The organism is Fictibacillus sp. FJAT-27399, assembly GCF_001510655.1.
Taxonomy (GTDB): domain Bacteria; phylum Bacillota; class Bacilli; order Bacillales; family Fictibacillaceae; genus Fictibacillus_C; species Fictibacillus_C marinisediminis.
On the sequence record NZ_LMVC01000002.1, the window covers coordinates 210,716 to 236,093 of the forward strand.

The window sequence follows — 25,378 nt, forward strand, 5'->3', positions numbered from 1 at the left end:
GGTGGCACAACGCCATTTGGTTTATACTGATTAGTAACAGTCATTCGATTTCATAGTGAAAATGACGCATGAAATGGCCTGCTGCTGATAATTAGGGCAGGTTCTTAAGGTTCAGGGGGCAATATGCTAAATACTTTAAAAATTTATCACACCAATGATGTACACAGCCATTTTGAATATTGGCCGCGTATCGTAAAGCAGATAAAAACAGGCAGGGCAGAATTTCCCGCAAAAGGACAGTCCTTGCTTTATTTTGATTGCGGGGATTTTATGGACCGTGCCAATTCGCTGACAGAAGGAACGCTTGGACAAGGGAATACGCTCCTTCTTAATCAGGCTGGTGCAGATGCGGTAACTATCGGAAATAATGAGGGAATCACACTTACAAAAGAGGAACTTTATTCTCTTTATACCGAAGCTGATTTTCCGGTACTGGCAGCAAACCTTTTTAATGAAGAGGGAGAACGCCCTCATTGGGCAAAAATTTCTGAAGTGTTCACGACAGAGGATGGAATTCGAATAGGGGTTACGGGAGCCACGGTAGCTTTTCAGGCTTTTTATCACTCTTTAGGGTGGCGGGTGGAAGATCCGTTCAAGATTCTGCCTGAGATTATCGCTGATTTGAAAAACAGCTGTGATCTTGTCATTGTACTCTCGCATCTAGGATTAAACTTTGATGAAAGAATGGCCCAGGAAATAAGCGGAATTGACCTTATCCTCGGTGCCCATACACACCATGTGCTCCCAGAAGGAAAAAGGATAAATAGTACTTTGATCGCTCAAACCGGAAAATTCGGTCAGTATCTTGGTGAAATCAATATTCAGTATGATGCATCCACAAAAAAAATTGCATCAAAACAAGCAAGGCTGATTGAACTGACAGATATAGCAGAGGACAATCAAGGTGCCGAGCTTCTGGATGAACTGAAACAAAAAGGAGAAAAAGTCCTGGAGAGGGAAGTAGCCGTATTAAGCGAACCTCTTCATGTTTCATGGTATGAGCCATCACCTTTTGCACAGCTGATGGCGGACGCACTTAAAGAGTGGTGCAAGACCTCCTATTCCATGGTTAATTCGGGAACACTTCTGGAAAGTCTGCCTGCTGGCCCTGTCACAAAAGGAGATCTGCATCGGATTTGTCCACATCCGATTAATCCGTGCATTGTCGATCTGACTGGTGATGAGATCAAGGAAATTGTCCATGCGGGTTTAAGCCGTGAGATGATCCATAAAGAGGTTAAGGGATTCGGATTCAGAGGAAAGGTCATGGGCCGTATGGCGTTTTCAGGCATCACAGTGGAAGAAGCGGTACTTGAAGATCAGCAGTCTCATGTTAAAAACATTTGGCTGAATGGTGAACCTGTAATAGATGGGGGGATATACAAGGTTGCCGTCATTGATATGTTTACGTTCGGCAAGCTTTATCCAGCGATCGCAAGAAACAAAACAAAAACATTTATGCTGCCTGAAACACTTCGTGATCTGCTCGAATGGAAGCTTAAGAAGATGAATGGGCAGTAGTGGACGCACTCTTTCCCCTCTTGTACATACCATATAGGAGGAAAGGGGGGGAAAGCATGATTGAATTAAACCCGGTAATCATTGACGGCCACCCATTTACAGCGGTAACCGTCCAGCTGCCGAAAACAAGCCTGCTTGCCGTGTATAATGACAAAGGGTATATCATGTGCGGGGCTTTGGATGTCGCCCTCTTGAATGAAAAGCTCTCAGACCGAAAAATTATTGCAGGCCGAGCAGTAGGTGTACGAACCATAGATCAACTGATTAATGCGCCGCTGGAATCCATTACAACAGAAGCATATGCCATTGGGATCGAGGCAGGAATGTCCGGAAGGGATGCCTTGCTGAAGATGGTATAAAGAAAAACTGTACTCCATCCCTGGGTACAGTTTTTTAGATTTTATAACGGTCCCTCATAAGCTTAAGCGAGATGAGGTTAAAGCAGAGAACTCCGCTCATGATCTGAATGCGCTTTGTATTGCTCGTCAGAATGTATACTAATAATAGGTAGATTCCGCTTACAAAAAAGGCGATTTGCAAGTAATACATCCACTGTAAAAGCCTTCTGAAATCCAAGGTCATCCCCCCTGTATTTCAATACCAAGTTAACTCCACATTCAGTATAACAATGATATGAAGAAAATGGATAAATTTTTTATAATTGTAATTAAATTGAGACAAACTTTTCCGGCTAGAAACACCGAACCATTTAGTGTAGGATAGTAGTAACGAAAAGAGAGGTGTTCGGCTGAAATGAAACAATATTTGAATCTGCTTCAAGATACCCTTGAAAATGGGACAAGAAAAGAAGACCGTACAGGAACAGGAACGATCTCTGTTTTTGGAAGGCAAATGCGATATAACCTTGAAGAGGGATTTCCGGTAGTGACCACGAAAAAACTTCATTTGCGGTCCATTATTCATGAGCTTCTCTGGTTTCTAAAAGGAGACACGAACATAGGCTACCTTCATGAAAACGGAGTGTCAATCTGGGATGAATGGGCAGACGAAAATGGTGATCTGGGACCGGTTTACGGCCATCAGTGGCGTTCATGGCAGACTCCAAGCGGCGAAACGATCGACCAAATTTCCAATCTCATTCACGATATTAAGCATAATCCCGATTCCAGAAGGCTTTTGGTTTCGGCATGGAATCCTTCCGATGTTCCAAAAATGGCTCTTCCGCCATGTCATACCCTTTTTCAATTTTATGTTGCTGACGGAAAATTATCCTGCCAGCTTTATCAGCGTTCAGCGGATCTTTTTCTAGGCGTTCCGTTTAACATTGCATCGTATGCGCTGTTAACCCTGATGATTGCTCAAGTATGCGGCCTGAAGCCAGGCGAATTTATACATACGGTCGGTGATGCTCATATCTATTTGAATCATTTGGATCAGGTGAAACTGCAGCTGACAAGAGAGCCTAAACCGCTGCCCTTGATGAAGATAAATCCAGAAGTGGCTTCTATCTTTGATTTTAAATATGAGGATTTTGAGCTCGTGAATTATGAGCACCATCCGAGGATTAAGGGCGAGGTATCAGTATGATTTCTTATGTGTTCGCTATGGACGAGAACCGATTGATCGGTGATCGCAATGGCCTCCCTTGGCACCTCCCGGCTGATCTGCGGCACTTTAAAAGAGTAACGATGAAAAAGCCGATCGTTATGGGCCGCAAAACGTTTCAATCCATAGGAAAACCGCTTCCGGGCCGTGAAAATATCATCCTGACGAGAGATGAATCATTTCAAGCGGAAGGCTGCACTGTCATTCATTCGATAGACCAGGCACTGGAGCGGCCGGAAGAAGAAGTATGTGTCATTGGCGGTGCGGAAGTTTTTTCATTGTTTATGCCGCATGTCCAACGGATGTATATCACGAAGATTAACGAAAGCTTTCATGGTGACACATGTTTTCCTGAATATGATGAATCCGAATGGAAGCTGGTTTCCGAAACACCGGGAATTGTAGACGAAAAAAATAAATATTCCCATGATTTTCTTGTGATCGAAAAAATATAGCAATATGCAAAAGCCACCCGTTTTATACCCACGGGTGGCTTTTTTATTAGCGATGCAATCGTGCTGCAGTCCGCTCCTGTCGTTCCCAGGCTCGGAGGTACGGGTAGGGATCAAAAGCCCATTCCGTATACCCGTTATCTCTGTACATGCCATAGTGCAAGTGAGGCGGGAATTTTCCGGACGTACCTGGCGGGCCATACCCGGAGCTTCCCACATAGCCTACGACCATTCCAGGCTGTACGATTGATCCTTTTTCAATGGATTTGTTAAAACTGGAGAGATGCGCAAAATAATGATAGACGTTATTGATGTCTCGGATTCCGATTCGCCAGCCGCCAAAACGGTTCCAGCCTTTTATCTCAACGATTCCGTATGATGTTGCTTTTACCGGCACACCGTAGTCAGCAAAGATGTCTGTCCCTTCATGAATACGCAGGCCGCCATATCCCCTTCGGTCACCCCAAGTGTTTTTGAAGCTGTAGTTCGAACGAAGAGGGACGACGAAAGCATGCTGGTTCAATGCGACTGTTCCATAGGCTTTGTAAATTTGGGCATTCTCCATAATGATGCTGACAGCCTTATCCCGTCTATAGAATTCCCATAATCCAATTTTAAAATTTTCTTGATCAAACCCGTATTTCTGGATAATGTTCGCAAACGTGTACAGCAAATCCTCGTCATTGTTCCTATCGGCGACTCCATCATTATTCCCATCCATCCCTGCACCGCCAAATATTCGAATGGAATCAGGGCTTTTGTCCTCCATGTTTGGATTTAACGGTCCTGACCATTGAATAGGGGAAAAATAAATGCCGACAAGTCCGGAAGCATCAGGAAGATCCCTTCGGGCACGCCGTACGCTTCGTTCGTACTGATCGACACCAGCGAAGTAGTACCAGGGAATGCTCGATACCGTTTCCATCTTTTTATATAGTGCCAGCCGCTGTACATCTTCTTTATTATAGGTTGGTGCGGCCAAGGCCTCCCGCTCAGGAAATATAAAACCGATCAAGGAAGCAAACAAGAAAAGTCTTAGCCATTTTTTCATGGTGAGTTCTTCAACTCCTTTCCTGAATCATATCCTTAGTTTGGTTGGGAAAAGAAATTTCATATTATATAAATGATGGAAATATCATGGATTGGAGTTTTTCCGCCAGTTATGTTAAAGTTTCTAATGTATCTCTACCTTTTAAAGCACAAGATTTTTTTGTGCAGGACGATGAATTGGAGTGAGGATTTTGGCTAAGAAAGAAGAGCACATCCGTAAACCGGAATGGCTAAAAATAAAGCTGAACACAAACGACAACTATAAAGGCCTCAAAAAAATGATGCGCGAAAAGAAGCTACATACCGTTTGTGAAGAAGCGCGTTGCCCGAACATCCATGAGTGCTGGGCAGTAAGAAAAACGGCAACCTTCATGATTCTTGGTGACGTGTGTACCCGTGCCTGCCGTTTTTGTGCAGTAAAGACGGGATTGCCGACAGAACTGGATCTGCAGGAACCGGAACGCGTAGCGGAATCTGTTGAACAAATGGGATTGAAGCATGTGGTCATTACCGCTGTTGCCCGTGACGATCTAAAAGATGGAGGTGCAGCTGTTTTTGCGGAAACCGTTAGAGCGATTCGCAAGCGCAATCCGTTCTGTTCCATTGAAGTTCTTCCTTCCGATATGATGGGCGTTCAAGAAAACCTGGAAACTTTAATGGATGCCAAGCCTGATATCATGAACCACAATATTGAGACGGTAAGACGTTTGACACCAAGAGTCAGAGCCCGTGCGACGTATGAGCGCACACTTGAGTTCCTGCGCCGTGCAAAAGAAATGAACGAAAACATTCCTACAAAATCGAGCATTATGATCGGCCTCGGGGAAACAATGGAAGAAATCATTGAAACTTTTGATGACCTTCGTGCCAACAATGTCGATATCGTTACCGTTGGACAATATTTGCAGCCGACAAAGAAACATTTAAAAGTTCAAAAATATTATCATCCAGACGAATTTGCAGAGCTTCGCAAAATTGCTCTTAGCAAAGGATTCAAGCATTGTGAAGCAGGCCCGCTTGTCCGTTCCTCTTACCATGCAGATGAACAGGTAAATGCTGCCAACAAAGCGGTTCAAAGCAACTAATTAGAAAAAAAGCCGGATGTAAATGTGTCCGGCTTTTTTGTTTTGGGTGAGTAATTGTAGGACGTTTACGCTTTTCTTATTTGCTTTTCATTTTTCGCCTTTCATTTCCCCGTTCTGATTCTCGCCATCGCTTACTTTGTATCCTTGCGGAGATTTTTTCATCTGTGCAACCAATCGGTCGATGATGCCCTCGGCGTTTTCAGTATCATAGTTGATGGAGCGGTACTGCTCGAGTTTGCCGATCATGCCTTTTTTATCTGAAACGTAGACATGGTAGTAGCGGGGGACGACGGAAAAAGCTGTTTTTTTAACATTATCCGCCATGGCCATCCGATTTTTGCTGGTTGTTTCGTAAGCCATAAGGACTTCTTCATCTGTAACCAAAACAGCCATATCTTTAATGTTCGGCAGGCGTACAGCCATGTCAGTAATCATGTCAGCCAGTTTTTGGCGATCCATTTTGGGTATTTGATTGGCAGAGAGGGGCTTTCTGTTCTCTCCCTTATATTCATGTCGCACATAGCCGAAGTCCCCGTATCTTCTGTCGGTTCCCATCGTATTATTATCATTTTTGTAATTTTTGTAGCTGGTGTTGGAAAATTTATAACCGCTTGTTGTTTCTTTTCTCGTGTCATCATCCGAGCAGGCAGCGGTAAACAGGGTAAAGGATAGGATCATTAATGCAGCAATTTTCTTGTTCATGTGATTCACCTCCTTATCCTTAGGTTGACCACAATAAAAAACTTTTTACAAAGAAATTGTTGGCTGTATTTTTATGGGACATGGTAAAATATAAAAGTGAGGTGAGTTCATGATTTGTATTGGTGAGCATTGCTACGAACTGATAGAGAATAATAAAGAGGCCTTTGATGAGGAACTGCTCAAATCAAGGTACAGCGAAATTTTACATAAATATGATTATCTTGTCGGTGATATCGGCTATGAACAGCTCAGGCTGCGCGGCTTTTTCGAAGACGGACATGATAAAGCGACATATGACACGAAGATCAGTACGCTTCCGGAATACATTTATGAGTATTGTAACTTTGGCTGTCCTTATTTTGTGCTAAAGAAAATAACCCCTTGATCAACAAGGGGTTATTTATCCTGCCTTATTTATAATTTTGGTATGGTTCTTCTGTATCTTCTCCAGGATCATCATGCGTCGGATGGGCACCGGGATATTGGCGTTCCATGCCGGCGTGAAGATTTTTATATTCATAGTTGAAGGCGCTGTAATACCGCTGATTTTCTTCCCAGGGAGTAGATTTTCCAAGCTTTGCATTAATTGGAGATCCGTATGGTCCTTCAGGCAAGTCTTCAGGCAGAACATAGCGCCTGCGGGTTTCCACATTTGAGAAATCCGTATAGGTTGTTTTATCCTTGTTATACAAAATAACCATTCCCTTCAGGCAGGTTAAGGATAGAAGGCATCTATCCTTTTTTAACCTGCCCATGAAATGGCTTTTTTTGTGTGGGTAATTTTCCCGCAAAACTATAGTGTTTCGTATAGGAACTCCCGAAGCTCCTGTGCATCTTCCTCATTAAGCTGGAAAACATGCTCCAAGTATGCCTCTTCTTCAAGGTCATCTTCTCCTATGATGGAAAAACGGCTTCCCTGCAGATCGAGTATCAGGCTCTTGCCGTAATGTCTTCCTGTTTTTACAATGGCGAGGTCAAATCGGGTATTCGTTCCCATAAAACTTACGAAGCGTGTCTCGGATTTCTCGGTATCGTCATACAGAAAAAAGCGTTCTTCTGCCACATTCAGTCCTCCTTGCCTCAAGGGCTTTCCTTCTTTCTTCCCCATGATAGCAGACAAGCCGGTATAAGAAAATAGGAGGCTCCTTCCGTAATTCTCCTTGAATTTTGTGATAAACTAATAAGGACTATGCAGAATGACAAGGCAGGGTGATACATATGTATTTTGTTGACAGAAAAAAAATTGAACACCATTTAGTATATCTGGAATCATTGCATCAGCAGGCAAAGAAACTGGCCGGCAAGGAAGGCGATGTAGAAAAGCTGGCTCTTGAACGAGCGGCTCACGTTATCATCGAAAGTATGATCGATGTGGGTAATTCGATGATCGATGGCTTCATAATGAGGGATCCGGGCAGTTATGAAGACATATTGGATATCCTTGAGGATGAAAAAGTGATCACCGCGCAAAATGCGAAAGGATTGAAAAAGGTCGTATCACTGCGCAAAATGCTGGTCCAGCATTTTGCGAGTGTCAGCCATTCTGAAATTTCCGAGGTCCTTTTGGAGAATTCTGGATCGATCGAAAGTTTCCCTGCCGATGTGAGGCGTTATATTGAACAAGAATTGGGGCCTGTTTCTGCATTTTTGCCTGAAGAGGAGCAGAGGTAAAAGCTGCTATCCCTATTTCTAAACATTTTTGTTTAGAATGTACTTTTGCTAGCAAATGCTGTAAGATAGTGGTAAGGAAGGTGATTGTTAATGGCTATGGCTAATAACACCTCTACCCGTTCTGAAATCATTCATATGCTTAAGCGATATAGAAAATTGACGGTTACTGAAATGGCCAGCCGCCTTGGGATTACCGAGATGGCTGTCAGGCGCCACTTAAATACATTAGAGAGAGACAGGCTCGTTGAAACCACCCTGGTCCGCCAGGCCATGGGACGGCCGCTGAATGTGTATCAGCTCTCCGAAGCTGCGGATGAACAATTTCCGCGCAACTATTCGGGGCTGACCGTTGAATTTATGAGAGACATTCAGGAGATTGCCGGTGAGAAAGCTGTGCATGAATTGTTTGTCCGCCGGGAAAACCGCTTAAATGATAAGTATAAGAAACGGATGGAGAATAAGAGCTTTGAGCAAAAGGTGGCCGAACTCGCCGACATTCAAAACGAAGCCGGCTATATGGTCGAGTGGGAAAAAACAGAAGACGGCCAGTATGAATTAAAAGAATTCAACTGCCCGATTGCCAAAGTAGCAAATGAATATCAGAATGCCTGCTCATGTGAGCTTTCTTTATTCCAGAGAATGCTCGGTACAGACCATGTGGAACGCACAGAATGTCTTGCTAAAGGCGGCTCGTATTGCAAATATTTGATTTCCGAAGAGAAAAACGCATAAACCCTACTGGCTGATCCGCCAATAGGGTTTATTTTTTTGTTGGATTTTTACGATCATCCGCCCTTTATTCTTTCCTTCTGTTGTCGCACGAAGGACGTAGGTAGAGCTCTTCGAGGGTGATCTCTTATTCCATCGTCTCGCTGGCCACACTTTTTCTCTTACTGGAGCAGGGCAGAAGACCGATATGGTATTGCTGACTGCAGCAGAAAATAAAAAATGCAAACTTTCGAAAATCGGCCCGGGGGAGCGTGCCAAAAACTTTGCCCCTTCCTTATCGTGAAAAAAAGGGTTGACTTCAACATTAAAGTTCAGTATTATTCAAAATAACTTAATATTCAGATGTATCTTATCCAGAGAGGTGGAGGGACTGACCCGATGAAACCCGGCAACCAGCAGAAATGCATGGTGCTAATTTCAGCAGAACACGCAAATGTTCTGAAAGATGAGAGCCGACGGTGAAAACTGCGACCTCTTCTTTTAGAAGAGGTCTTTTTGATTGTCCAGCTTCAGTGCCCAATGCTGAAAACGAACTTAAGTTTTCAGCTAAGGTCCTCGATAGATGAAAAGTAAGATCTTCTTTTCATCCTTAGTCATCTTCGTTCTTCTCCCTCAACACAAAAAACGTGTTGCTTGAGAAGAACTCCAGCGCTTGTCGGACCTTAGCAGGGCACTTCAGCTTTTCTTGTTGGCTAACATTTTACTCAGAACCTTGCCCCTGTTTAAACCACTACATTTTAGAAGGAGAGATTGAACATGAGTGAAGAAAGAGAATATGGTTTTGAGACGGTTTCATTGCACGAGGGACAGAAAGTAGATCCGACAACAGGCGCGAGAGCGGTTCCTATTTACCAGACAACGTCTTATCAATTCAACAGTACGGAGCACGCAGCCAACCTTTTTGGTTTAAAAGAGTTTGGGAACATTTACAGCCGAATCATGAATCCGACACAGGATGCGTTTGAACAGACGATTGCAAAGCTAGAAGGCGGTGTTGGAGCGCTGGCGGTGGCATCCGGCCAGGCGGCGATTACGTATTCCATTTTAAACATAGCGGGGGCAGGTGACGAAATTGTAGCGTCTGGCTCTCTATATGGCGGAACTTATAACTTGTTTGCGAATACACTTCCGAAGCTCGGAATCAATTTTAAATTTGCAGAAGTGGATAACCTTCAATCCTTCCGTGATGCCATTACTGAAAAGACAAAAGCGGTTTACATTGAGACGATCGGGAATCCGAAAATTGACGTGGCAGATATCTCAGCCATTGCAGAAATTGCTCATGAAGCAGGGGTTCCGCTTATCGTAGACAATACGTTTGCAACACCATATCTTTGCCGTCCTATCGAGCATGGAGCAGACATTGTCGTTCATTCCGCTACAAAATTCATTGGCGGACACGGCACATCGATTGGAGGATTAATCATAGATTCCGGTAAGTTTGATTGGACGAACGGCAAATTCCCAGGACTTACGGAGCCGGATGAAAGCTATAATGGCGTCGTTTATACGGAAGCAGTCGGACCGCTGGCTTATATTATCAAGGCGCGTGTCCAATTGCTCAGAGACCTCGGTTCTTGCGTATCACCGTTTAACTCCTTCCTCTTTATTCAAGGGCTTGAAACGCTGGCACTGCGTGTAGAACGGCATAGTGAAAATGCCCTGAAGGTGGCGAAATACTTAAAAGAACATCCTGCTGTGGACTGGGTGAACTATCCTGGATTAGAAGATAACAAGTATAATGAGCTGGCGCAGAAATATTTGCCTAAAGGTGCTGGTGCCATCCTCACTTTCGGTGTAAAAGGCGGGGTAGAAGAAGGAAGAAAGCTCATTGAAAGTGTGAAGTTATTCTCTCACTTGGCGAATGTCGGTGATTCTAAATCATTAATCATCCATCCGGCAAGCACTACGCATCAGCAGCTGACAGAGGAAGAGCAGCTTAGAGCAGGAGTATCGCCTGAGATGGTAAGGCTGTCGGTGGGCATTGAAACGATTGATGATATTATCTATGATCTCGAGCAGGCACTAGCGGTCATCAGTCCGGTTCCAAGCGGCCAGTAATTGTTATGTTCAATAAACTCCCTTTCTACTATACTTAAGACAAGTATGAAATTTTCAGGTGAATGAATCGAAATTGGAAGGGATGTTTGGTATGGCTGTAAGAAAGCTTGAGCATGTAGGAATTATGGTTGAAAACTTGGAAGAATCCATTTCCTTTTACCGTGACATCATAGGTATGGATGTGATCAAACGAATGAAACACTCCAAGCCAGGGATCGAACTAGTATTTTTGGGACTGGAAGGGGAGATCCTGGTTGAGCTGGTAGCTGGCCACAATAGACAGCTGGCTGAAGAAGGAAAAGTGAATCATGTGGCGTTTACCGTAGATGATCTCTCGAAAGAAATTCAGGAGCTGAAGAATCATAGCGTCCTGTTTGTCGAAGATGAGGTGACATCGTTGCCGGATGGTTCTCAGTATATTTTCTTCTATGGCCCTGACCGGGAGAGAATTGAATATTTTCAGCCAGCAACGCCGAAATAAAAAGGGGCTGTCCTGAAAGTCGAAAATTGACCTTCAGGCAGCTCCTTTGACGTGAAAAATCTTCAATAAAAAGTTGATTGGAGTGCAAGGTGCGAGACTCCTGCGGGACTAGCGTGACAGGTGAGACTCCCGCAGGCGCTTGCGCCAAAAAGTAGGCGTTCACGCCGGTAAGGCTCACCGCACGCCCCGCGAAAGTAGGAGCTCGCGCCGGTAAAAGCGAGCAGCCTGGAGCGGAGATCAACAGCTACCAGACTTCTTGGACAGCCCCTTTTTTGATATCAATGAAAACTTGAAAAGTTGTGATGTCTAGCTACTTTCTTTCAAAGCCGTTGCTCAGCCATCTGTACGAGGCGCTTCGTGATCTCGCTGCCAACCGAACCGTTCTGTCTAGACGTCGTATCTGCTCCTAAAGAAACACCAAACTCCAAAATGGAACAATATACATAAAGAGGAAATCGGAGAGTTAAGGGGTTCAAATTTTTGTTAGGAAGGTCCCATTTTTGGTACACTAACCTTTGACTGAAAAAAGGAGTTAGTGAAATGAAAAAATATAAAGGCTATTTGATTGATCTGGATGGAACGATGTACAGAGGAAAGGAACGGATTGAAGAGGCGGTGCAATTCGTTCAGGAGCTGAACAGGAGAGGCCTCCCTTATCTTTTTGTGACGAACAACTCTTCAAAAACGAAAGAAGAAGTGGCATCTGTTCTCCAAAACTTTGAAATCCCAGCCACCTCGGATCATGTGTACACGACAAGCATGGCAACTGCCAACTATATTGAAAAAATTAAACCAGACGCTACTGTCTATTGCATCGGAGAAGAAGGGATCCGGCAGGCATTATTGGAAAAGGGCTTCACCATTACTGAGGAGCAGCCTGATTTTGTGGTTATGGGAATCGACCGTTCGATCAACTATGAAAAATTATCGATTGCCTGTCTTGCTGTGAGAAACGGCGCTCGTTTTATTTCTACCAACGGTGATATTGCTCTGCCTACCGAAAGAGGCCTGTTACCAGGAAACGGCTCGTTGACTTCTGTAGTTGCTGTTTCCACACGGGTAGAACCGACCTTCATTGGTAAGCCGGAAGCAGTTATTATGGAGATGGCACTTGAAGAGCTAGGTACCGCGAAGGAAGATACACTGATGATCGGCGACAATTACGATACCGATATCTTGGCGGGAATACGTTCTGGTCTTGATACCCTCCTTGTTCACACGGGTGTAACCCAGAAGGAGCACCTCGGCCTGGTTGATATTCAGCCGACGTACACGGTGAATGGACTGGATGAATGGAAAGCATTTGAATAAAATGAAAAAAACAGCTTCCGTATGAGGGAGCTGTTTTCTTCTGATTACTCCGTATTGGCTGCACGGTGGGCAAGACGGCTGGAAGCTGCAGCCGCAATCGCACCCACAATATCATCGAGGAAGGTATGCACTTTTCCTGTGGATTTATCGTTCAATTTTTCAAGGATGCCCGGTTTTTGTTTATCGATGAAGCCGTAGTTCGTAAAACCGATGGATCCGTATATATTAACAATAGAAAGAGCAATAACTTCATCGATGCCATACAAGCTCTCATCTCGTTCTAGAATTTCCTGAAGAGGGCCTTCAAGCATCTTTTTCTCGGCGAGCATGTCAAGCTGTACTCCAGTCAATATAGCGTTTTGCACCTCACGTTTGGCAACGACCCTTTCCACGTTCTGAAGGCAGACAGATAACTCAAGGTCAGGATGGTAAGGCACTTGAAGAAAATAAACAAGTTCGGCGATATCCTTTAATGTTACGCCCCGTTCTTTGAGCAGGCGCAGTGCTGTTTCCTCAACATTCTCTACCTTTTTCTCTCTCATAAAGATCTCCTTATCTTTCACGACGTTAAGCTTTTTATAGTATATGTGTCCAAACCTAAGTTATGAGTCCAGCCAAAATTTAATAACCATCAAAGGTGTTGGGTCATAGACTATAATTATTGAAGGAGTTGGGGTGAGGCTATGTTCGAGAGGGACATTTATCATCATTATCAATTATATTGTGATGGAAAAAGAAGTATCAGTGGATATCGCTATTTTGTTTCTGGGGGAGAACAGTACTTAGTCGTTCCGCAGAAAAAGATTACGATTGACCGCATTGAAGAGATAGTTTATTTCAGCGATTATTTAAGGTACAAGGGGGAGAAGGGCATCGCAGGACTTTTTCCTACATTGTCGAACCTCCCTAATGCCAATATTGAGGGTGAACCTATCCTATTATTCAAAATTGAAAAGTCAAACCGCACTGCATCGGAAAAAAGGCCGCTGGGCGAAGAACTTGCCGCCTTCCATAAAAACGGCCGAGAGCTTCCTCCGCCGGCTGCGTCGGATAGCTTATTGTATGGAAGCTGGGCCGTCCTGTGGATGAACCGTGTTGACCAGGCCAAAGAGTGGTACAGGGAAGTTTTTGCGAAGCCGGTAAAAACAGAATTTGACCAATTGTTTCTAACGACATTTCCTTATTATGAAGGACTTTCAGAAAATGCGATCCAGTACATTATCGATTACAATATGGAAGATTCCATAAGAGAAGAGGCCGGCCCCTCCATATGCCACGAGCGATTTCAGGAGAATTCATGGCTTCAGTTTGATGACGATTATATAAAGCTTCCTACAGGCTGGGTACTCGACCATCCTGTGCGTGATATTGCAGAGTGGATCCGTTCCTGTGTATACCAAAAAAACTTTACTCCTGAAAGCATCACATCGTTTCTCGATGATTACGAGCGGGTAATCCCTCTAAAAAGAGAAGGCTGGAGATTGTTATACGGACGTCTTTTATATCCGGTGTGGTATTTTGATCTGCTTGAAAAGCACTATCAAAATGAACGGGAGATCGGCAAAGAATTATCTCAGCACAAATTTACAGAATATCTGCTGATGGAAGAGCAGAACGAAAAATTCCTGCGCTCGTTTTTTCCATCGATCGGCTTGCCTGCGGACCGGCTTCAGATTCCAATCGTTGACTGGCTTCTCCCCAGCACGTAAAAGCGCTCTTTGTGAAGCGCTTTTTCTTTTGTCTAGGTCCAGCGCTTGTCGGACCTTAACAGGGCGCTTATGCTTTCCTAAATTGAACTGATAGGACAAACATGAGAAAATAAGGGAAAAAGCTTGGAGTGCTGATATGAAGCCCTATGTGTACATAACGCGAAAATTACCACAAGAAACACTTGCCGGACTGCAGGAAATCGCTGAGGTGGAAATGTGGATGGAAGAAGAAAAACCGGTTCCGCGCAGTATTCTGCTCGAAAAGGCAAATAAGGCAGCAGGACTGCTGACGATGCTCTCAGACCGAATTGATGAGGAGCTCTTGCGCCAGGCGCCGCACCTAAAGGCTGTAGCTAATCTTGCTGTGGGATTCGATAATATTAATGTGGAAGCTTCTTCAAAATACGGAGTGACCGTCTGCAACACACCTGATGTGCTTACAGACACAACAGCAGATCTGGCATTTGCATTGCTGATGGCAGCCGGGAGGAGAATTACAGAAGCAGCAGAATATATTAATGATGGAAAATGGAACAGCTGGAGCCCGCTTCTTCTTGCAGGTACTGATATTCACCATAAAACATTAGGAATCGTTGGCATGGGGCGTATTGGTGAAGCGGTAGCTAGACGGGCATCAGGCTTTGATATGAAGGTTCTTTATCATAACCGCCGTCGTAAGATTGAAACTGAAGAAAGGCTGGGGCTCTCTTACCGGATATTCGAGGACTTGCTGAAAGAATCGGATTATATTGTCTGTTTAACACCGCTTACGCCAGAAACGAAAGATCTATTTAATGAAAAGGCTTTTAAGATGATGAAAGATACGGCGCTGTTTATAAATGTATCGCGAGGCGGAGTAGTGGTTGAGGAGGCGCTGGACCGTGCGTTATCAGAGGGCTGGATCAATGGTGCAGGTCTGGATGTGTTCCGGGAAGAGCCGATCAATCCAGACCATCCGCTTTTAAGACATCCTAATTTGACGGCACTTCCACACATTGGGAGTGCAAGTACAGAAACACGCCTTAAGATGGCAAGACTTGCTGTGAGTAATATTGCTCATGTATTGCAGGGTTTAAAGCCTCCTGCAGCTGTAAATACAGGTAATCATGAATAAATGAGGGATTAATGAACAAGGAATTGTTAGGAAAAGCTGCTATTGTCACGGGAGTAACCTGAAATCCTCTTACAGGAGCTGAAACAGTTCGGTTTGTCTCATGGCATGATGGAATTGAATCTTGCGGTGGCCGATTCCTATGCAAGGCTTTTTGATGAAGCGGAACGTATGGTTGGGGCGCCTTCCATCCTTGTTAACAACGCCTGTTATTCAGTAAATGACACGATTGAGAAGTTCACGGCAGAACATTTGGACAAACACTATGAAATCAATGTTCGCGCAACGGCAATGCTTTGTGTGGAATTCGCCCGCCGCTGGAATGGAGGTTCTGGCGGAAGGATCATTAATATGACGTCAGGACAGTCTAAAGGGCCGATGGCGGGAGAACTTGCCTATGCAGCTACAAAAGGGGCCATTGATGCACTTACAGTTACATTCAGTGAGGAAGTGGGGGGACAAGGCATTACAGTAAACACAATTAATCCTGGACCGACAGACACAGGCTGGATGAATGAAGAGACGCATAAGCACCTAGCTGCCCGTTTCCCATCAGGAAGAGTTGGGATACCCGATGATGCAGCAAGGTTAGTTCATTTTCTTGCCAGCGAACAAAGCGAATGGATTACAGGCCAGATCATACATTCAGAGGGTGGTTTCAAACGCGGATAATAACCTGCTATTTGGCCTCTTGCAAGCAAAAGAGGCTTTTGGTCTCACACTAAAATGTAAGCGCTGCCAAAATCTTTACAATATTCCTGGTTGTTTCAAACCCAAATAGGGTCTACAATTGTCCTTAATATAAAAACATATGTATTTCTAGTGAGGACAGGAGTGTTGGCAATGGTTGAAAGCGTATCTGTAGGATTATTAGGACTAGGAACAGTAGGAAGCGGAGTCGTCCGGATGGTGGAGGGCCACCAGGAGGAATTGCTTCACCGTGTAGGCTGTCCGGTCTTCATAGAAAAAGTACTCGTACAAAATCTGGACAAGGCAAGATCCTGTACGATTAAGCCAGAATTATTGACGAGCAATGCTGAAGAGGTTGTGAACCACCCTGAAATAGATGTTGTCATTGAGGTTATCGGAGGTATCGAGCTAGCAAGAGAATACATCTTGCAGGCCTTAAACAATAAAAAACATGTGATTACAGCAAATAAAGATCTTATGGCGCTGCATGGTGCAGAATTGCTGTCGGCCGCCGAAGAAAATGGGTGTGACCTATTTTATGAAGCGAGTGTAGCAGGAGGAATTCCGATTATCCGCACTCTTGTGGACGGCCTTGCATCAGACCGGATCACGAAGATGATGGGAATCGTAAACGGAACGACCAACTACATTTTAACGAAGATGGACAAACAAAATTTAACGTTTGAAGAAGTATTAAAAGAGGCTCAGGACTTAGGCTATGCGGAAGCAGACCCGACTTCAGACGTAGAAGGAATCGATGCTGCAAGGAAGATGGCGATTCTGGCATCCCTCGGTTTTTCTATGAACATACATCTTGATGATGTGGAAGTGAAGGGGATTTCCAATATTACAAGTGATGATCTAGTGTATGCCCGCCAGTTTGGCTATTCAATGAAATTGATCGGCAACGCAAGAAAAGATGGTGGAAAAGTCGAAGTGAGTGTGGAACCGACGCTGCTTCCGGATACACATCCGCTTGCTTCTGTACAAAACGAATATAACGCGGTTTACATTTATGGAGAAGCTGTTGGGGAGACCATGTTCTTCGGTCCGGGTGCCGGCCAGCTGCCTACCGCTACATCCATCGTGTCTGACCTTGTAGCAGTCGTTCGCAATATGCGCCTTGGCGTTAACGGAAAAAGTGTAGTGGCTCCTCAATTTGAAAAACAATTAAAGCAAGCAGATGAGATTAAAGGGAAGTACTTTTACCGGTTGCATGTCAAAGATGAAGCAGGAACATTTTCTTCTCTGACTTCAGTCTTTGCAGAAAATCACGTCAGCTTGGAAAAACTGCTTCAAAAACCAGTCGGTGAAGACGGGGTTGCTGAGGTTGTTCTCGTAACGCATACGACAACAAAGCACCAAAATGACCAGATCTATCAGCAGTTACGGGATTCAGGGGTCGTTAAAGTAATTAAGAGCCATTACAGAGTAGAAGGAGGAGCACAATGAGCTATAAAGGACTAATTCATCGGTACAGGGAAATCTTACCCGTCAATGCCGCTACACCTGAACTTTCTCTGTTGGAAGGAAACACACCGCTTATTCCTCTTGAACACCTTTCAAAAGAATGGGGTATCGAGCTCTCCGTTAAATATGAAGGAGCCAATCCGACGGGATCCTTCAAGGACCGGGGAATGGTAATGGCCGTAGCGAAAGCGAAGGAAGAAGGAAGCAAGGCCATCATCTGTGCGTCAACAGGTAACACGAGTGCAGCGGCGGCTGCCTATGGGGCGAGGGCAGGGCTCCGGTGTATCGTAGTTATTCCTTCTGGAAAAGTGGCGCTCGGCAAGCTGGCACAGGCTAAAATGTATGGTGCGGAAGTGTTTGAGATCGAAGGGAATTTTGATGAAGCACTTCAGATGGTCCGCAGATTAAGTGAAGAAGAGCCGCTGACTCTCGTAAACTCTGTCAATCCGTTCCGTCTGGAAGGACAGAAAACAGCCGCGTTTGAAATCGTGGACGCGATGGGTTCAGCACCAGATGTGCTTGCCATTCCCGTAGGAAATGCAGGCAACATTTCTGCGTATTGGAAAGGATTCAAAGAATATCACGAGAAGAAGGGAAGCGGGCTCCCGAGGATGCAAGGCTTTCAGGCGGAAGGAGCAGCCCCGATCGTTAACAATGCCGTAGTAAAGAATCCAGAAACAATTGCCACTGCAATTCGAATCGGGAATCCAGCCAGCTGGAACTTCGCGGTTGAAGCTGTACAGCAGTCGAATGGCGGAGTGAACAGTGTCAGTGATCAGGAAATTGTAGAAGCATACCATCTGCTGGCGAAAAAAGAAGGCGTCTTTGCAGAACCGGCTTCGTGCTCATCCATTGCAGGCGTTTGGAAACTCGTAAAAAGCGGCAAGCTCGCCAAAGGAACAAGGGTTGTCGCCGTGCTGACTGGAAACGGGCTGAAGGATCCGGAAACAGCGATGGAGACGGTTTCTGTCAACCCGGTCAAAGTTTCCAATCAAATTGAAGAGCTTAGGGAGGCCATGAAGGGTTGTGTGCTTCAATGACCTTTTCCCCATTTTCCATCCAAGTTCCGGGCAGCACAGCAAATTTAGGACCCGGTTTTGATTCAATAGGAATGGCTATCACAATGTACTTAACCGTGAATGTGTTTCCGGCTTCACAATGGAAATTTACTTACATTGGAAATGAACTGCAAATACTGAACGGAGAAAAAACGAATCTTATACATGATGCAGCTTTGCTGGTTGCAAAGGATCATGGTAAAGAGCTGCCATGCTGCTCCATTGAAGTGGAGAGCGAGCTCCCTCTTTCAAGGGGACTTGGCAGCAGTGCGGCAGCAATCGTAGCTGGTATAGAGTGGGCAAACCGTGTGCTTTCGCTCTCTTTGTCTAAAAAAGAGAAATCCTTATATGCATGCAGAATGGAAGGGCATCCTGACAATGTGGTCCCTTCATTGATCGGCGGCTTAGCCGTCAGCAGCTACGGAGAAAACACGGTAGAAACGGTACAAGTTCATGATTTATCAGTGGAAATGGTGCTTGTCATCCCGTCCTTTGAGCTTTCAACGAGCAAGGCAAGAGAAGCATTGCCCGAAAGCTTGCCTCACGCTCAGGCAGTTCAGGCGAGTGCGGTAAGCAACGTGTTAGTTGCTTCTGTGCTTACAAACGACTGGAAAACGGCGGGAAAAATGATGGAAAGAGATCTGCTGCACGAGCCTTATCGCCAGTGCTGGTTTCCTGATTTTGCAGCAATTAAACAGAAAGCATACGACCTTGGCGCTTATGGAACAGCCATAAGCGGGGCAGGCCCGACAGTGATCAGCTTTGTGCCGGCAGGTTCCGGAGAACGCATCAGGGAACGGCTGGCTTCAGCGTTTGAGGGTTATGTCTGCAGAATGGTTCTTCCTGATTCAAAGGGAGTTCGAATCGAACAGCTTTCTCTTCCGGCATAAAAAACCCCACTCCATTGAGCGGGGTTTTTTACATATCGCATTAATTAAAATACTTGTTCCAGTTCAACGACACCAGGCACTTCCTCAAGAAGGGCGCGCTCGATACCGGCTTTTAACGTAATGGTGGAGGAAGGGCAGCTTCCGCAAGCACCCATCAAACGTACTTTAACAATACCGTCTTCGATGTCAACGAGTTCAACGTCACCGCCATCACGAAGCAAAAATGGGCGTAATTTATCTAGAACTTCTTCAACTTGCTCACGCATAGAAATTTCAGTAGTCATAATAAAATGCTCCTTTCATTAAAAACTTACTTTTATTATACGGGTTTTGAATAAAAAAATCCATGTGCGTGCATCACAACATTGAAAAGAATTCACCTTTATTAACGGAGCAGAATCTATTACAATAAAAGAAAGCAGGGGACTTCAAATTGGGGTGAGTAAATGGACATGAGTCAGATCATCATAAAAGTATTCGGCGGGGAACAAAAATGTGCGAGCTGTGTGAATCTTCCTACATCAAAAGAAACAGCGGAATGGCTGGAAGCGGCCATCTCACGGAAATTTCCAAATCAGCTCTTCAGTATAGAATACGTGGATATCTTTTCTCCAACAGAAGGAGAGAACCAGAAATTTGCTCTTCAGATTCTTGAGGAAGATCTGTTCTATCCGGTCGTTGTCATCAACAATAAAATCGTAGCAGAAGGGAATCCACGACTGAAGGATATTTATGAAATTATGGAACAGCACGGCTATCGGGATGTTGTCTAAATTGGTGAGTTAATAATTAGAGATAAAAGGGGCTATTTCGAGACAAAAGAAAATCCATGGGGTGATTGAAGATCATCCCATGGATTTTTTTACGTTAGTTTTGATATTTATAGAGCCAGAGAATTCCGGATTTTAAAAGACGGGGAACACGTCCGATGAGGGAAGCTCCACCCATCGTTCCGAATCCGCTCTTCTTGCCCAGGGATCCCATAACACCTTTCAGCTTGATTTCTTCAAGCTCTGGCATCGGTTCATTTCTCCATTTTTTAAGAAGGATATCAGAAATCTGTTCTGCCTGTTCTTCCGCAAGCTGAGCGCTTGGAGAGAATGGCATGCTTGCACAGTCACCGACCACATATACGTTCTCGTCGTTTGGGAGCTGGTGATACTTAGTCAGTTTGACCCGGCCTTGAGCATCTTTTTCCACATCCAATTCACGAACGAGTTTGTTTGGCTGAATGCCTGCTGTCCAGACGATGGCATCACATTCAATGGCTGTATCGTGATTGTAGAGTACGTTTTCTTCTACTCGGGTAATATTCGAATTGTTGATAACTTCAACACCATGCTGAATGAACCAGTTTTGTACATAGTTGCTCAGGCGCGGTTTAAACCCGTTAAGTATGATCGGTCCGCGGTCGAAAAGCTTGATGTTCAAATCGGAACGGCTCTCGCGGAGTTCACTGGCTAATTCGACACCGCTCAATCCTGCACCGACAACACCGACAACTGCATTATGCGGAAGGTTATTTAATACCTGGTAGGTTTCCCGGGACTTGTCCACACTTTGAATGCTGAGCGTATATTCTGGAGCACCAGGGACATTATGATATTTATCTTCACAGCCTAAGCCAATGACTAATTCATCATAAGTCAAAGTTTCATCATCTAAAAGGTGGATTTGTTTTCCGTCAAAATCAAGGCCGGTCACTTCTCCGTATTTCACTTTAAGCTGGGGATGTTCAGGGAACGGAACCCGGATATGGTGGTCGGAAATCGTTCCAGCAGCCAGCGCATAATATTCAGTTTTTAAACAATGATAAGGAAGCTTGTCGATTAAGGTAATTTGGACGTCGGATGGAAGCTCAGATGCATTGAGCAGGCGCTTCATTAGGCGCATTCCCCCATATCCTCCGCCAAGCAATACTAGGTGTTTCATTGTCTTTCCCTTCTTTCTATGGCACAATGTGTACTAATCTCATCAATAATAGCAGTAAATCAACGTTTTCTACAGGCTTCAACGGAAGCGATTTCACATTCAAACACTTCTAAGTATAGCATTTTACTATAATTTCTCAACCATTTTAATGAAAAACTGAAGGGGACAAGTTAAAGGGTTTGACTGTCCTGTTCGTACAAGATAGGATAGAAAAAGTAAGGCGAGGTGAAAAGATGAAGCCGATTATCGAATTTTGTGTCAGCAACCTGGCCAACGGCTCGCAGCGTGCACTAGAGAAATTGGAACAGGATTATGACCTTGATGTGATTGAATACGGCTGTCTCGGATATTGTGGGCACTGTGCCCGTTCTCTATTCGCTTTAGTGAACGGAGAAATTGTACACGGTGAAACACCGGACGAGCTGGTCGAGAACGTTTATAAATTTTTAGAAGAAAATCCGATGTTTTAATAAAAAACACAATTTCCTCCGCGGAAATGGTGTTTTTTTATATTCAGCGTTAGTTTGGCAACAAAGATGAAGTTCTAAACGACTTATAAAATGCATTAACTGGCCAAAACATAACATTTACTGTCCGATCAAACTTAATGTAAACTGCCTGGATCAATAGAAAAGCTGGCTCATCGAGTGAGCCAGCTTTTTCTGCATTTTTTAAGAATGCTGATATTGTCTGTTCAGCCAAGGCTGAATCCTTGTATATAACACAATGAATAAAATTGTGATAAGTAATCCTTTGATCACATTGAACGGTGCAATCCCTACTAAGATCAGGTTCAGCATCGCATCACCGGACATTTGCGGTGAGTTCAGGAACCATGTGTAAGCGGGAAGGATCAGCACGTAATTCAATACCCCCATCGCTAACGTCATTAAGACTGTTCCACTGACCAACCCTGCGGATAAGCCCTTCGTAGTACGGTATTTGCGGAAGAAATAGGAGACAGGAACAATGAAGATCGATCCAGCGATAAAGTTTGCCAGTTCTCCAACTGGAACCCCTGTCAGGTTGCCGACAATTCCGTAATGAAGGAAGTTCTTAATTGCTTCAACGGCAATTCCTGCGAGCGGTCCGAAGACAATCGCTGCAAGCAATGCAGGGACTTCGCTGAAGTCAATCTGCAGGAATGATGGAAGACCCGGAAACGGAAAATCCAATAACTGTAATACGTACGCAATGCTGCTTAGCATGGAAACAGCCACCATCTTATACACTTTTCCCTTTTGCATGTTGAAATCTCTCCTTTTGTTGCGCCATCTCTGATTTCAAATGCAGTGCACCCCTGACAACAATAGAAAACCCTTAGCTTTTTATTGAAGCTAAGGGAGAGTGTCAGGCATCATCAAATAAACATTTTAAGAACGTTTTGTCCTTAGAATGCAGCTGAGCGAGGGCTCAGTCGTTTTACAATAGATCTCTTTATTGTAAAAGAACTGAACGATGCACCGTCATCTTCTCCCATCCAGACTTTACTGTCGGCTCTGGAATTACACCAGATCAGCAGACAAGAAGCAACGAAACGATGTCTAGCTTCAATGCCTAAAGCCTCGAGTCACTTTCACTCCCTGCCAAAAAACAAAAAGTGTTTGATGGTCAGTGAGTTCCAATGCTTGTCGGCTCTAAGCGATGCGTTTCAGCTCTTCTCATGAGCTCACGGGCTGATGAAGAGGGAATCTTCAAATACCGCCGGTCGGGAATTTCACCCTGCCCCGAAGATGGATCGCTATTTTTTTGTAAAATACATTGCTTATTATACTGCATAAAAAGGAATTTGGGAACCATTTTGACTTACAAAAGTTTAGTGGGTTTTTGGAAATTGCTGTTTCGTTTTCATTGTTGTACTTGATAGTGGTTGATTTCCGTTCCAGGCTGCTCGCTTTCCGCGGGGCATGAGGTAAGCCCCACGGCGCAAGCGCCTTTGGGTCTTACCTGTCACGCTACCCCCGCAGGAGTCTCGCACCTTCCACTCCAATCAACTTGTCAAGGAAGATTCTATGCAGAAATGTTCATAATGCAACAAGCTTTTTGAAAAAAGCCTTGGAAATAGAATAAGGTTATGAACCGAAAAGAATGGGTAAAAGAAATCACACAGATGCTTGGTCTTCTGGTATACAATAGGTAGGAAATAATCTATGCAAGGAGGGGAAATCTGGCTGTTCTGAGAAAGAAGCCAGTGGTTATGCTGACATTTGAGAATTCTTGGCCTTACGATAAAATGATGGACGATATCTATATAAATGAATGCCCGTTCTGCCATAAGTCCAATGTGCTGACGGCATTTTCTGAAGAAAAGCTGAACAGTGCAAAGGAAGGCATCAAGCAGCTGCTGGTCATGCCATGCTGCCACAGCAAGCTGACCATCTTAAACGCAGATGATGATTACTTCTGGACAGAGGAAAAGTTAAGATAAGAAGAAAAGCGCAAGCGCCCTGATTAAGTCCGAAAAGCGCTGAAGCTAGGCATTACTTCCGTGAATTTACTTTAAACAAAAACTGCCGGATGCTTCCGGCAGTTTTTGTTTAATATTCTTTGATGATGTTATAGAACGTATCGCGTTCAACAGGTTTCTTGTTGGCTGTTTTTATTAAATGCACCAATTCTTTACGCGTAATGCCTTGAGAAGTGAGGGCACCAACAGAGTGAGAAATTCTTTCCTCAATCAAAGTTCCGTGAATGTCATCAGCACCAAAAGTCAAGGCCATCTGTGTTAATTGAACACCGATGTTGATCCAGTACGCTTTAACATGGTCAAAATTATCGAGCATCAAGCGGCTGATAGCGATTGTGCGCATATCATCAAAAGCTGACGTCCGGCGAGTAAGCCCCATGGAAGCTGTTCTTGGCTGCATCGCAAGCGGAATGAAAACCATAAATCCGTTCGTTTGATCTTGAAGCTTTCGAAGTCTGTCCATATGAATCAACCGTTCTTCTTTTGATTCAATAGAACCGTACAGCATGGTTGCATGAGTACGAAGTCCAAGACCGTGAGCAATCTCATGGGCTTCCAGCCATTGATCGGTAGAAGCTTTATCCGGACTCATTTTTTCACGATAGCGTTCAGTCAGAATTTCAGCACCGCCTCCTGGCATTGTGTCCAGTCCTGCTTTAACAAGTTCCTCTAATACTTCTTTCATGGACAAACCGGATATGCGTGCAAAAAATTCAATTTCTGCCCCTGTATAGGCTTTGATTGCAGCATTTGGATAATGTTTTTTCAGAACACGAATGGTGTCCAGATAGTAGTCAAAAGGCACTTCATTATTATGGCCGCCGACAATATGGAATTCGCGGATATTATCATTCCATCGCTTTTCAACATACTCAAGCAGCTGTTCTTCGTTCATTGTATAGGCGCCTTCTTCACCAGGCTTCCGCTTGAAACCGCAGAAGCTGCAAGTTGCTTCGCATACATTGGTTGGGTTAATGTACATATTTTCAATAAAATAAACATTATCGCCGTTTTTCTTCGAATTCACTTCATTCGCCAATTGAGCGACACCTAGTATATCGTTGGTTTCATATAAAAAAAGGCCGTCCTCAATTGAAAGTCGTTCACCGTTACGGATTTTTTCAGCAATGTCATGAATTTTTGTTTCTTGTGTAATGATTGCCATTCCTTTTCCCCCGTTTCAATTAATATGTATATACGTTCTATTGTGCAGGAAAGAATCCCGCGAAATCAAACTTTTTGATTAAAAGCTTTTTTCTAGGGCTAGTAAAAATGCCCGAAGAATACGCAGTCTATTATACGCTCATTTATTTGGGAGGACAAGGAAGGAACGAATTACCTTCAATGTCACATTCGTGTAACAAACGTTAAAGATTGTTTACTTTTTAGAAATAATAAAGACAAAAGGGTGAAAATATAGCA

30 protein-coding genes, 1 pseudogene and 1 riboswitch are annotated in these 25,378 nt (G+C 44.2%); of the genes and pseudogenes, 20 read left to right on the top strand and 11 right to left on the bottom strand.

The window, feature by feature from the left end; genetic code table 11:
• Window positions 1-123 precede the first annotated feature (123 nt).
• Window positions 124-1,521, top strand: a complete 1,398-nt coding sequence (locus AR335_RS06085; protein WP_062233158.1) for a bifunctional metallophosphatase/5'-nucleotidase — start codon at window positions 124-126, stop codon at window positions 1,519-1,521.
• A gap of 56 nt (window positions 1,522-1,577) precedes the next feature.
• Complete coding sequence (locus AR335_RS06090; RefSeq protein ID WP_062233161.1) at window positions 1,578-1,880, top strand: YunC family protein; 303 nt, start codon at window positions 1,578-1,580, stop codon at window positions 1,878-1,880.
• Window positions 1,881-1,914: 34 nt separating this feature from the next.
• Here the strand turns inward: AR335_RS06090 and AR335_RS06095 are convergent, their stop codons facing one another.
• Window positions 1,915-2,097 carry a hypothetical protein gene (locus AR335_RS06095; protein ID WP_062233164.1) on the bottom strand — a complete coding sequence of 61 codons (183 nt, stop codon included), beginning with the start codon at window positions 2,095-2,097 and terminating at the stop codon, window positions 1,915-1,917.
• Between the two features lie 177 nt (window positions 2,098-2,274).
• Between AR335_RS06095 and AR335_RS06100 the strand changes: the two genes are divergently transcribed.
• Both AR335_RS06100 and AR335_RS06105 read left to right on the top strand, forming a co-directional pair.
• Window positions 2,275-3,069: a thymidylate synthase gene (locus AR335_RS06100; protein WP_062233167.1), complete on the top strand. Its 795-nt coding sequence runs from the start codon at window positions 2,275-2,277 to the stop codon at window positions 3,067-3,069.
• Entirely contained in the window at window positions 3,066-3,542 is a 477-nt protein-coding gene (locus AR335_RS06105) for a dihydrofolate reductase (protein WP_062233170.1), read from the top strand. The genes AR335_RS06100 and AR335_RS06105 overlap by 4 nt, the downstream gene beginning before the upstream one ends.
• A 46-nt stretch (window positions 3,543-3,588) precedes the next feature.
• Here the strand turns inward: AR335_RS06105 and AR335_RS06110 are convergent, their stop codons facing one another.
• Window positions 3,589-4,590, bottom strand: a complete 1,002-nt coding sequence (locus AR335_RS06110) for a M23 family metallopeptidase (RefSeq protein WP_053357296.1) — start codon at window positions 4,588-4,590, stop codon at window positions 3,589-3,591.
• A gap of 190 nt (window positions 4,591-4,780) precedes the next feature.
• Here AR335_RS06110 and lipA point away from each other — a divergent pair, with 190 nt between their 5' ends.
• Window positions 4,781-5,674 carry a lipoyl synthase gene (gene lipA, locus AR335_RS06115; RefSeq protein ID WP_053357297.1) on the top strand — a complete coding sequence of 298 codons (894 nt, stop codon included), beginning with the start codon at window positions 4,781-4,783 and terminating at the stop codon, window positions 5,672-5,674.
• Between the two features lie 87 nt (window positions 5,675-5,761).
• Here the strand turns inward: lipA and AR335_RS06120 are convergent, their stop codons facing one another.
• Window positions 5,762-6,376 carry a YhcN/YlaJ family sporulation lipoprotein gene (locus AR335_RS06120; RefSeq protein WP_062233173.1) on the bottom strand — a complete coding sequence of 205 codons (615 nt, stop codon included), beginning with the start codon at window positions 6,374-6,376 and terminating at the stop codon, window positions 5,762-5,764.
• A 109-nt stretch (window positions 6,377-6,485) separates the two neighbouring features.
• Here AR335_RS06120 and AR335_RS06125 point away from each other — a divergent pair, with 109 nt between their 5' ends.
• The gene (locus AR335_RS06125; protein WP_053357299.1) at window positions 6,486-6,761 is read left to right on the top strand and encodes a YutD family protein; all 276 of its coding nucleotides are present in this window, start codon (window positions 6,486-6,488) and stop codon (window positions 6,759-6,761) included.
• A gap of 25 nt (window positions 6,762-6,786) precedes the next feature.
• Here AR335_RS06125 and AR335_RS06130 read toward each other — a convergent pair whose 3' ends face one another.
• Entirely contained in the window at window positions 6,787-7,077 is a 291-nt protein-coding gene (locus AR335_RS06130; RefSeq protein WP_199805060.1) for a hypothetical protein, read from the bottom strand.
• Between the two features lie 92 nt (window positions 7,078-7,169).
• Window positions 7,170-7,439 carry a DUF3055 domain-containing protein gene (locus tag AR335_RS06135; protein ID WP_234293217.1) on the bottom strand — a complete coding sequence of 90 codons (270 nt, stop codon included), beginning with the start codon at window positions 7,437-7,439 and terminating at the stop codon, window positions 7,170-7,172.
• A 155-nt stretch (window positions 7,440-7,594) separates the two neighbouring features.
• Between AR335_RS06135 and AR335_RS06140 the strand changes: the two genes are divergently transcribed.
• The 4 genes from AR335_RS06140 to AR335_RS06155 all read left to right on the top strand — a co-directional run bounded on the left by AR335_RS06140 (window position 7,595) and on the right by AR335_RS06155 (window position 11,318).
• Window positions 7,595-8,047 carry a DUF86 domain-containing protein gene (locus AR335_RS06140; RefSeq protein ID WP_062233180.1) on the top strand — a complete coding sequence of 151 codons (453 nt, stop codon included), beginning with the start codon at window positions 7,595-7,597 and terminating at the stop codon, window positions 8,045-8,047.
• Between the two features lie 90 nt (window positions 8,048-8,137).
• The gene (locus AR335_RS06145; RefSeq protein ID WP_091003332.1) at window positions 8,138-8,779 is read left to right on the top strand and encodes a helix-turn-helix transcriptional regulator; all 642 of its coding nucleotides are present in this window, start codon (window positions 8,138-8,140) and stop codon (window positions 8,777-8,779) included.
• 343 nt (window positions 8,780-9,122) lie between these two features.
• A riboswitch (SAM riboswitch) is annotated at window positions 9,123-9,228 on the top strand.
• 304 nt (window positions 9,229-9,532) lie between these two features.
• Complete coding sequence (locus tag AR335_RS06150) at window positions 9,533-10,837, top strand: homocysteine synthase (protein WP_062233183.1); 1,305 nt, start codon at window positions 9,533-9,535, stop codon at window positions 10,835-10,837.
• A 91-nt stretch (window positions 10,838-10,928) separates the two neighbouring features.
• Complete coding sequence (locus tag AR335_RS06155; RefSeq protein ID WP_062236911.1) at window positions 10,929-11,318, top strand: VOC family protein; 390 nt, start codon at window positions 10,929-10,931, stop codon at window positions 11,316-11,318.
• Between the two features lie 320 nt (window positions 11,319-11,638).
• On the opposite strand, the pseudogene AR335_RS24845 reads toward AR335_RS06155, so the two are convergent.
• Window positions 11,639-11,743: pseudogene (locus AR335_RS24845) on the bottom strand (small, acid-soluble spore protein, alpha/beta type); the annotation flags it as partial.
• Between the two features lie 115 nt (window positions 11,744-11,858).
• Between AR335_RS24845 and AR335_RS06160 the strand changes: the two are divergent.
• Entirely contained in the window at window positions 11,859-12,629 is a 771-nt protein-coding gene (locus tag AR335_RS06160; protein ID WP_062233186.1) for a TIGR01457 family HAD-type hydrolase, read from the top strand.
• Window positions 12,630-12,673: 44 nt separating this feature from the next.
• On the opposite strand, the gene AR335_RS06165 is transcribed toward AR335_RS06160, so the two are convergent.
• Window positions 12,674-13,171 carry a phosphatidylglycerophosphatase A family protein gene (locus AR335_RS06165; RefSeq protein WP_053357304.1) on the bottom strand — a complete coding sequence of 166 codons (498 nt, stop codon included), beginning with the start codon at window positions 13,169-13,171 and terminating at the stop codon, window positions 12,674-12,676.
• Between the two features lie 141 nt (window positions 13,172-13,312).
• On the opposite strand from AR335_RS06165, the gene yutH reads away from it, so the two are divergent.
• The 6 genes from yutH (at window position 13,313) to thrB (ending at window position 19,557) form a co-directional block, all read left to right on the top strand.
• Complete coding sequence (gene yutH, locus AR335_RS06170) at window positions 13,313-14,338, top strand: spore coat putative kinase YutH (RefSeq protein WP_062233189.1); 1,026 nt, start codon at window positions 13,313-13,315, stop codon at window positions 14,336-14,338.
• A 136-nt stretch (window positions 14,339-14,474) separates the two neighbouring features.
• Entirely contained in the window at window positions 14,475-15,452 is a 978-nt protein-coding gene (locus AR335_RS06175; RefSeq protein ID WP_062233192.1) for a 2-hydroxyacid dehydrogenase, read from the top strand.
• Window positions 15,453-15,530: 78 nt separating this feature from the next.
• Window positions 15,531-16,121 carry an SDR family oxidoreductase gene (locus tag AR335_RS06180; protein WP_255357581.1) on the top strand — a complete coding sequence of 197 codons (591 nt, stop codon included), beginning with the start codon at window positions 15,531-15,533 and terminating at the stop codon, window positions 16,119-16,121.
• 171 nt (window positions 16,122-16,292) lie between these two features.
• Complete coding sequence (locus tag AR335_RS06185; RefSeq protein WP_062233199.1) at window positions 16,293-17,591, top strand: homoserine dehydrogenase; 1,299 nt, start codon at window positions 16,293-16,295, stop codon at window positions 17,589-17,591.
• Window positions 17,588-18,649 carry a threonine synthase gene (thrC, locus tag AR335_RS06190; protein ID WP_062233202.1) on the top strand — a complete coding sequence of 354 codons (1,062 nt, stop codon included), beginning with the start codon at window positions 17,588-17,590 and terminating at the stop codon, window positions 18,647-18,649. Before AR335_RS06185 ends, thrC begins: the two co-directional genes overlap by 4 nt.
• Window positions 18,646-19,557 carry a homoserine kinase gene (thrB, locus tag AR335_RS06195; protein ID WP_062233205.1) on the top strand — a complete coding sequence of 304 codons (912 nt, stop codon included), beginning with the start codon at window positions 18,646-18,648 and terminating at the stop codon, window positions 19,555-19,557. The genes thrC and thrB overlap by 4 nt, the downstream gene beginning before the upstream one ends.
• Before the next feature lie 44 nt (window positions 19,558-19,601).
• Here the strand turns inward: thrB and AR335_RS06200 are convergent, their stop codons facing one another.
• Window positions 19,602-19,841 carry a NifU family protein gene (locus tag AR335_RS06200; RefSeq protein WP_053357311.1) on the bottom strand — a complete coding sequence of 80 codons (240 nt, stop codon included), beginning with the start codon at window positions 19,839-19,841 and terminating at the stop codon, window positions 19,602-19,604.
• A gap of 162 nt (window positions 19,842-20,003) precedes the next feature.
• Between AR335_RS06200 and AR335_RS06205 the strand changes: the two genes are divergently transcribed.
• Window positions 20,004-20,330 carry a YuzD family protein gene (locus AR335_RS06205; protein WP_062233208.1) on the top strand — a complete coding sequence of 109 codons (327 nt, stop codon included), beginning with the start codon at window positions 20,004-20,006 and terminating at the stop codon, window positions 20,328-20,330.
• 94 nt (window positions 20,331-20,424) lie between these two features.
• Here the strand turns inward: AR335_RS06205 and AR335_RS06210 are convergent, their stop codons facing one another.
• Window positions 20,425-21,489, bottom strand: a complete 1,065-nt coding sequence (locus tag AR335_RS06210; RefSeq protein WP_053357313.1) for an NAD(P)/FAD-dependent oxidoreductase — start codon at window positions 21,487-21,489, stop codon at window positions 20,425-20,427.
• 233 nt (window positions 21,490-21,722) lie between these two features.
• Here AR335_RS06210 and AR335_RS06215 point away from each other — a divergent pair, with 233 nt between their 5' ends.
• Window positions 21,723-21,959, top strand: coding sequence for a YuzB family protein (locus AR335_RS06215; RefSeq protein ID WP_053357314.1), 237 nt, complete (start codon window positions 21,723-21,725; stop codon window positions 21,957-21,959).
• Between the two features lie 201 nt (window positions 21,960-22,160).
• Here AR335_RS06215 and AR335_RS06220 read toward each other — a convergent pair whose 3' ends face one another.
• Complete coding sequence (locus tag AR335_RS06220) at window positions 22,161-22,736, bottom strand: ECF transporter S component (protein WP_053357315.1); 576 nt, start codon at window positions 22,734-22,736, stop codon at window positions 22,161-22,163.
• Window positions 22,737-23,686: 950 nt separating this feature from the next.
• On the opposite strand from AR335_RS06220, the gene AR335_RS06225 reads away from it, so the two are divergent.
• Window positions 23,687-23,917 carry a hypothetical protein gene (locus tag AR335_RS06225; RefSeq protein WP_053357316.1) on the top strand — a complete coding sequence of 77 codons (231 nt, stop codon included), beginning with the start codon at window positions 23,687-23,689 and terminating at the stop codon, window positions 23,915-23,917.
• A 109-nt stretch (window positions 23,918-24,026) separates the two neighbouring features.
• On the opposite strand, the gene mqnE is transcribed toward AR335_RS06225, so the two are convergent.
• A complete protein-coding gene (gene mqnE, locus AR335_RS06230; protein WP_062233211.1) occupies window positions 24,027-25,121 on the bottom strand; it encodes an aminofutalosine synthase MqnE in 1,095 nt (364 codons plus the stop codon).
• Between the last annotated feature and the right edge of the window lie 257 nt (window positions 25,122-25,378).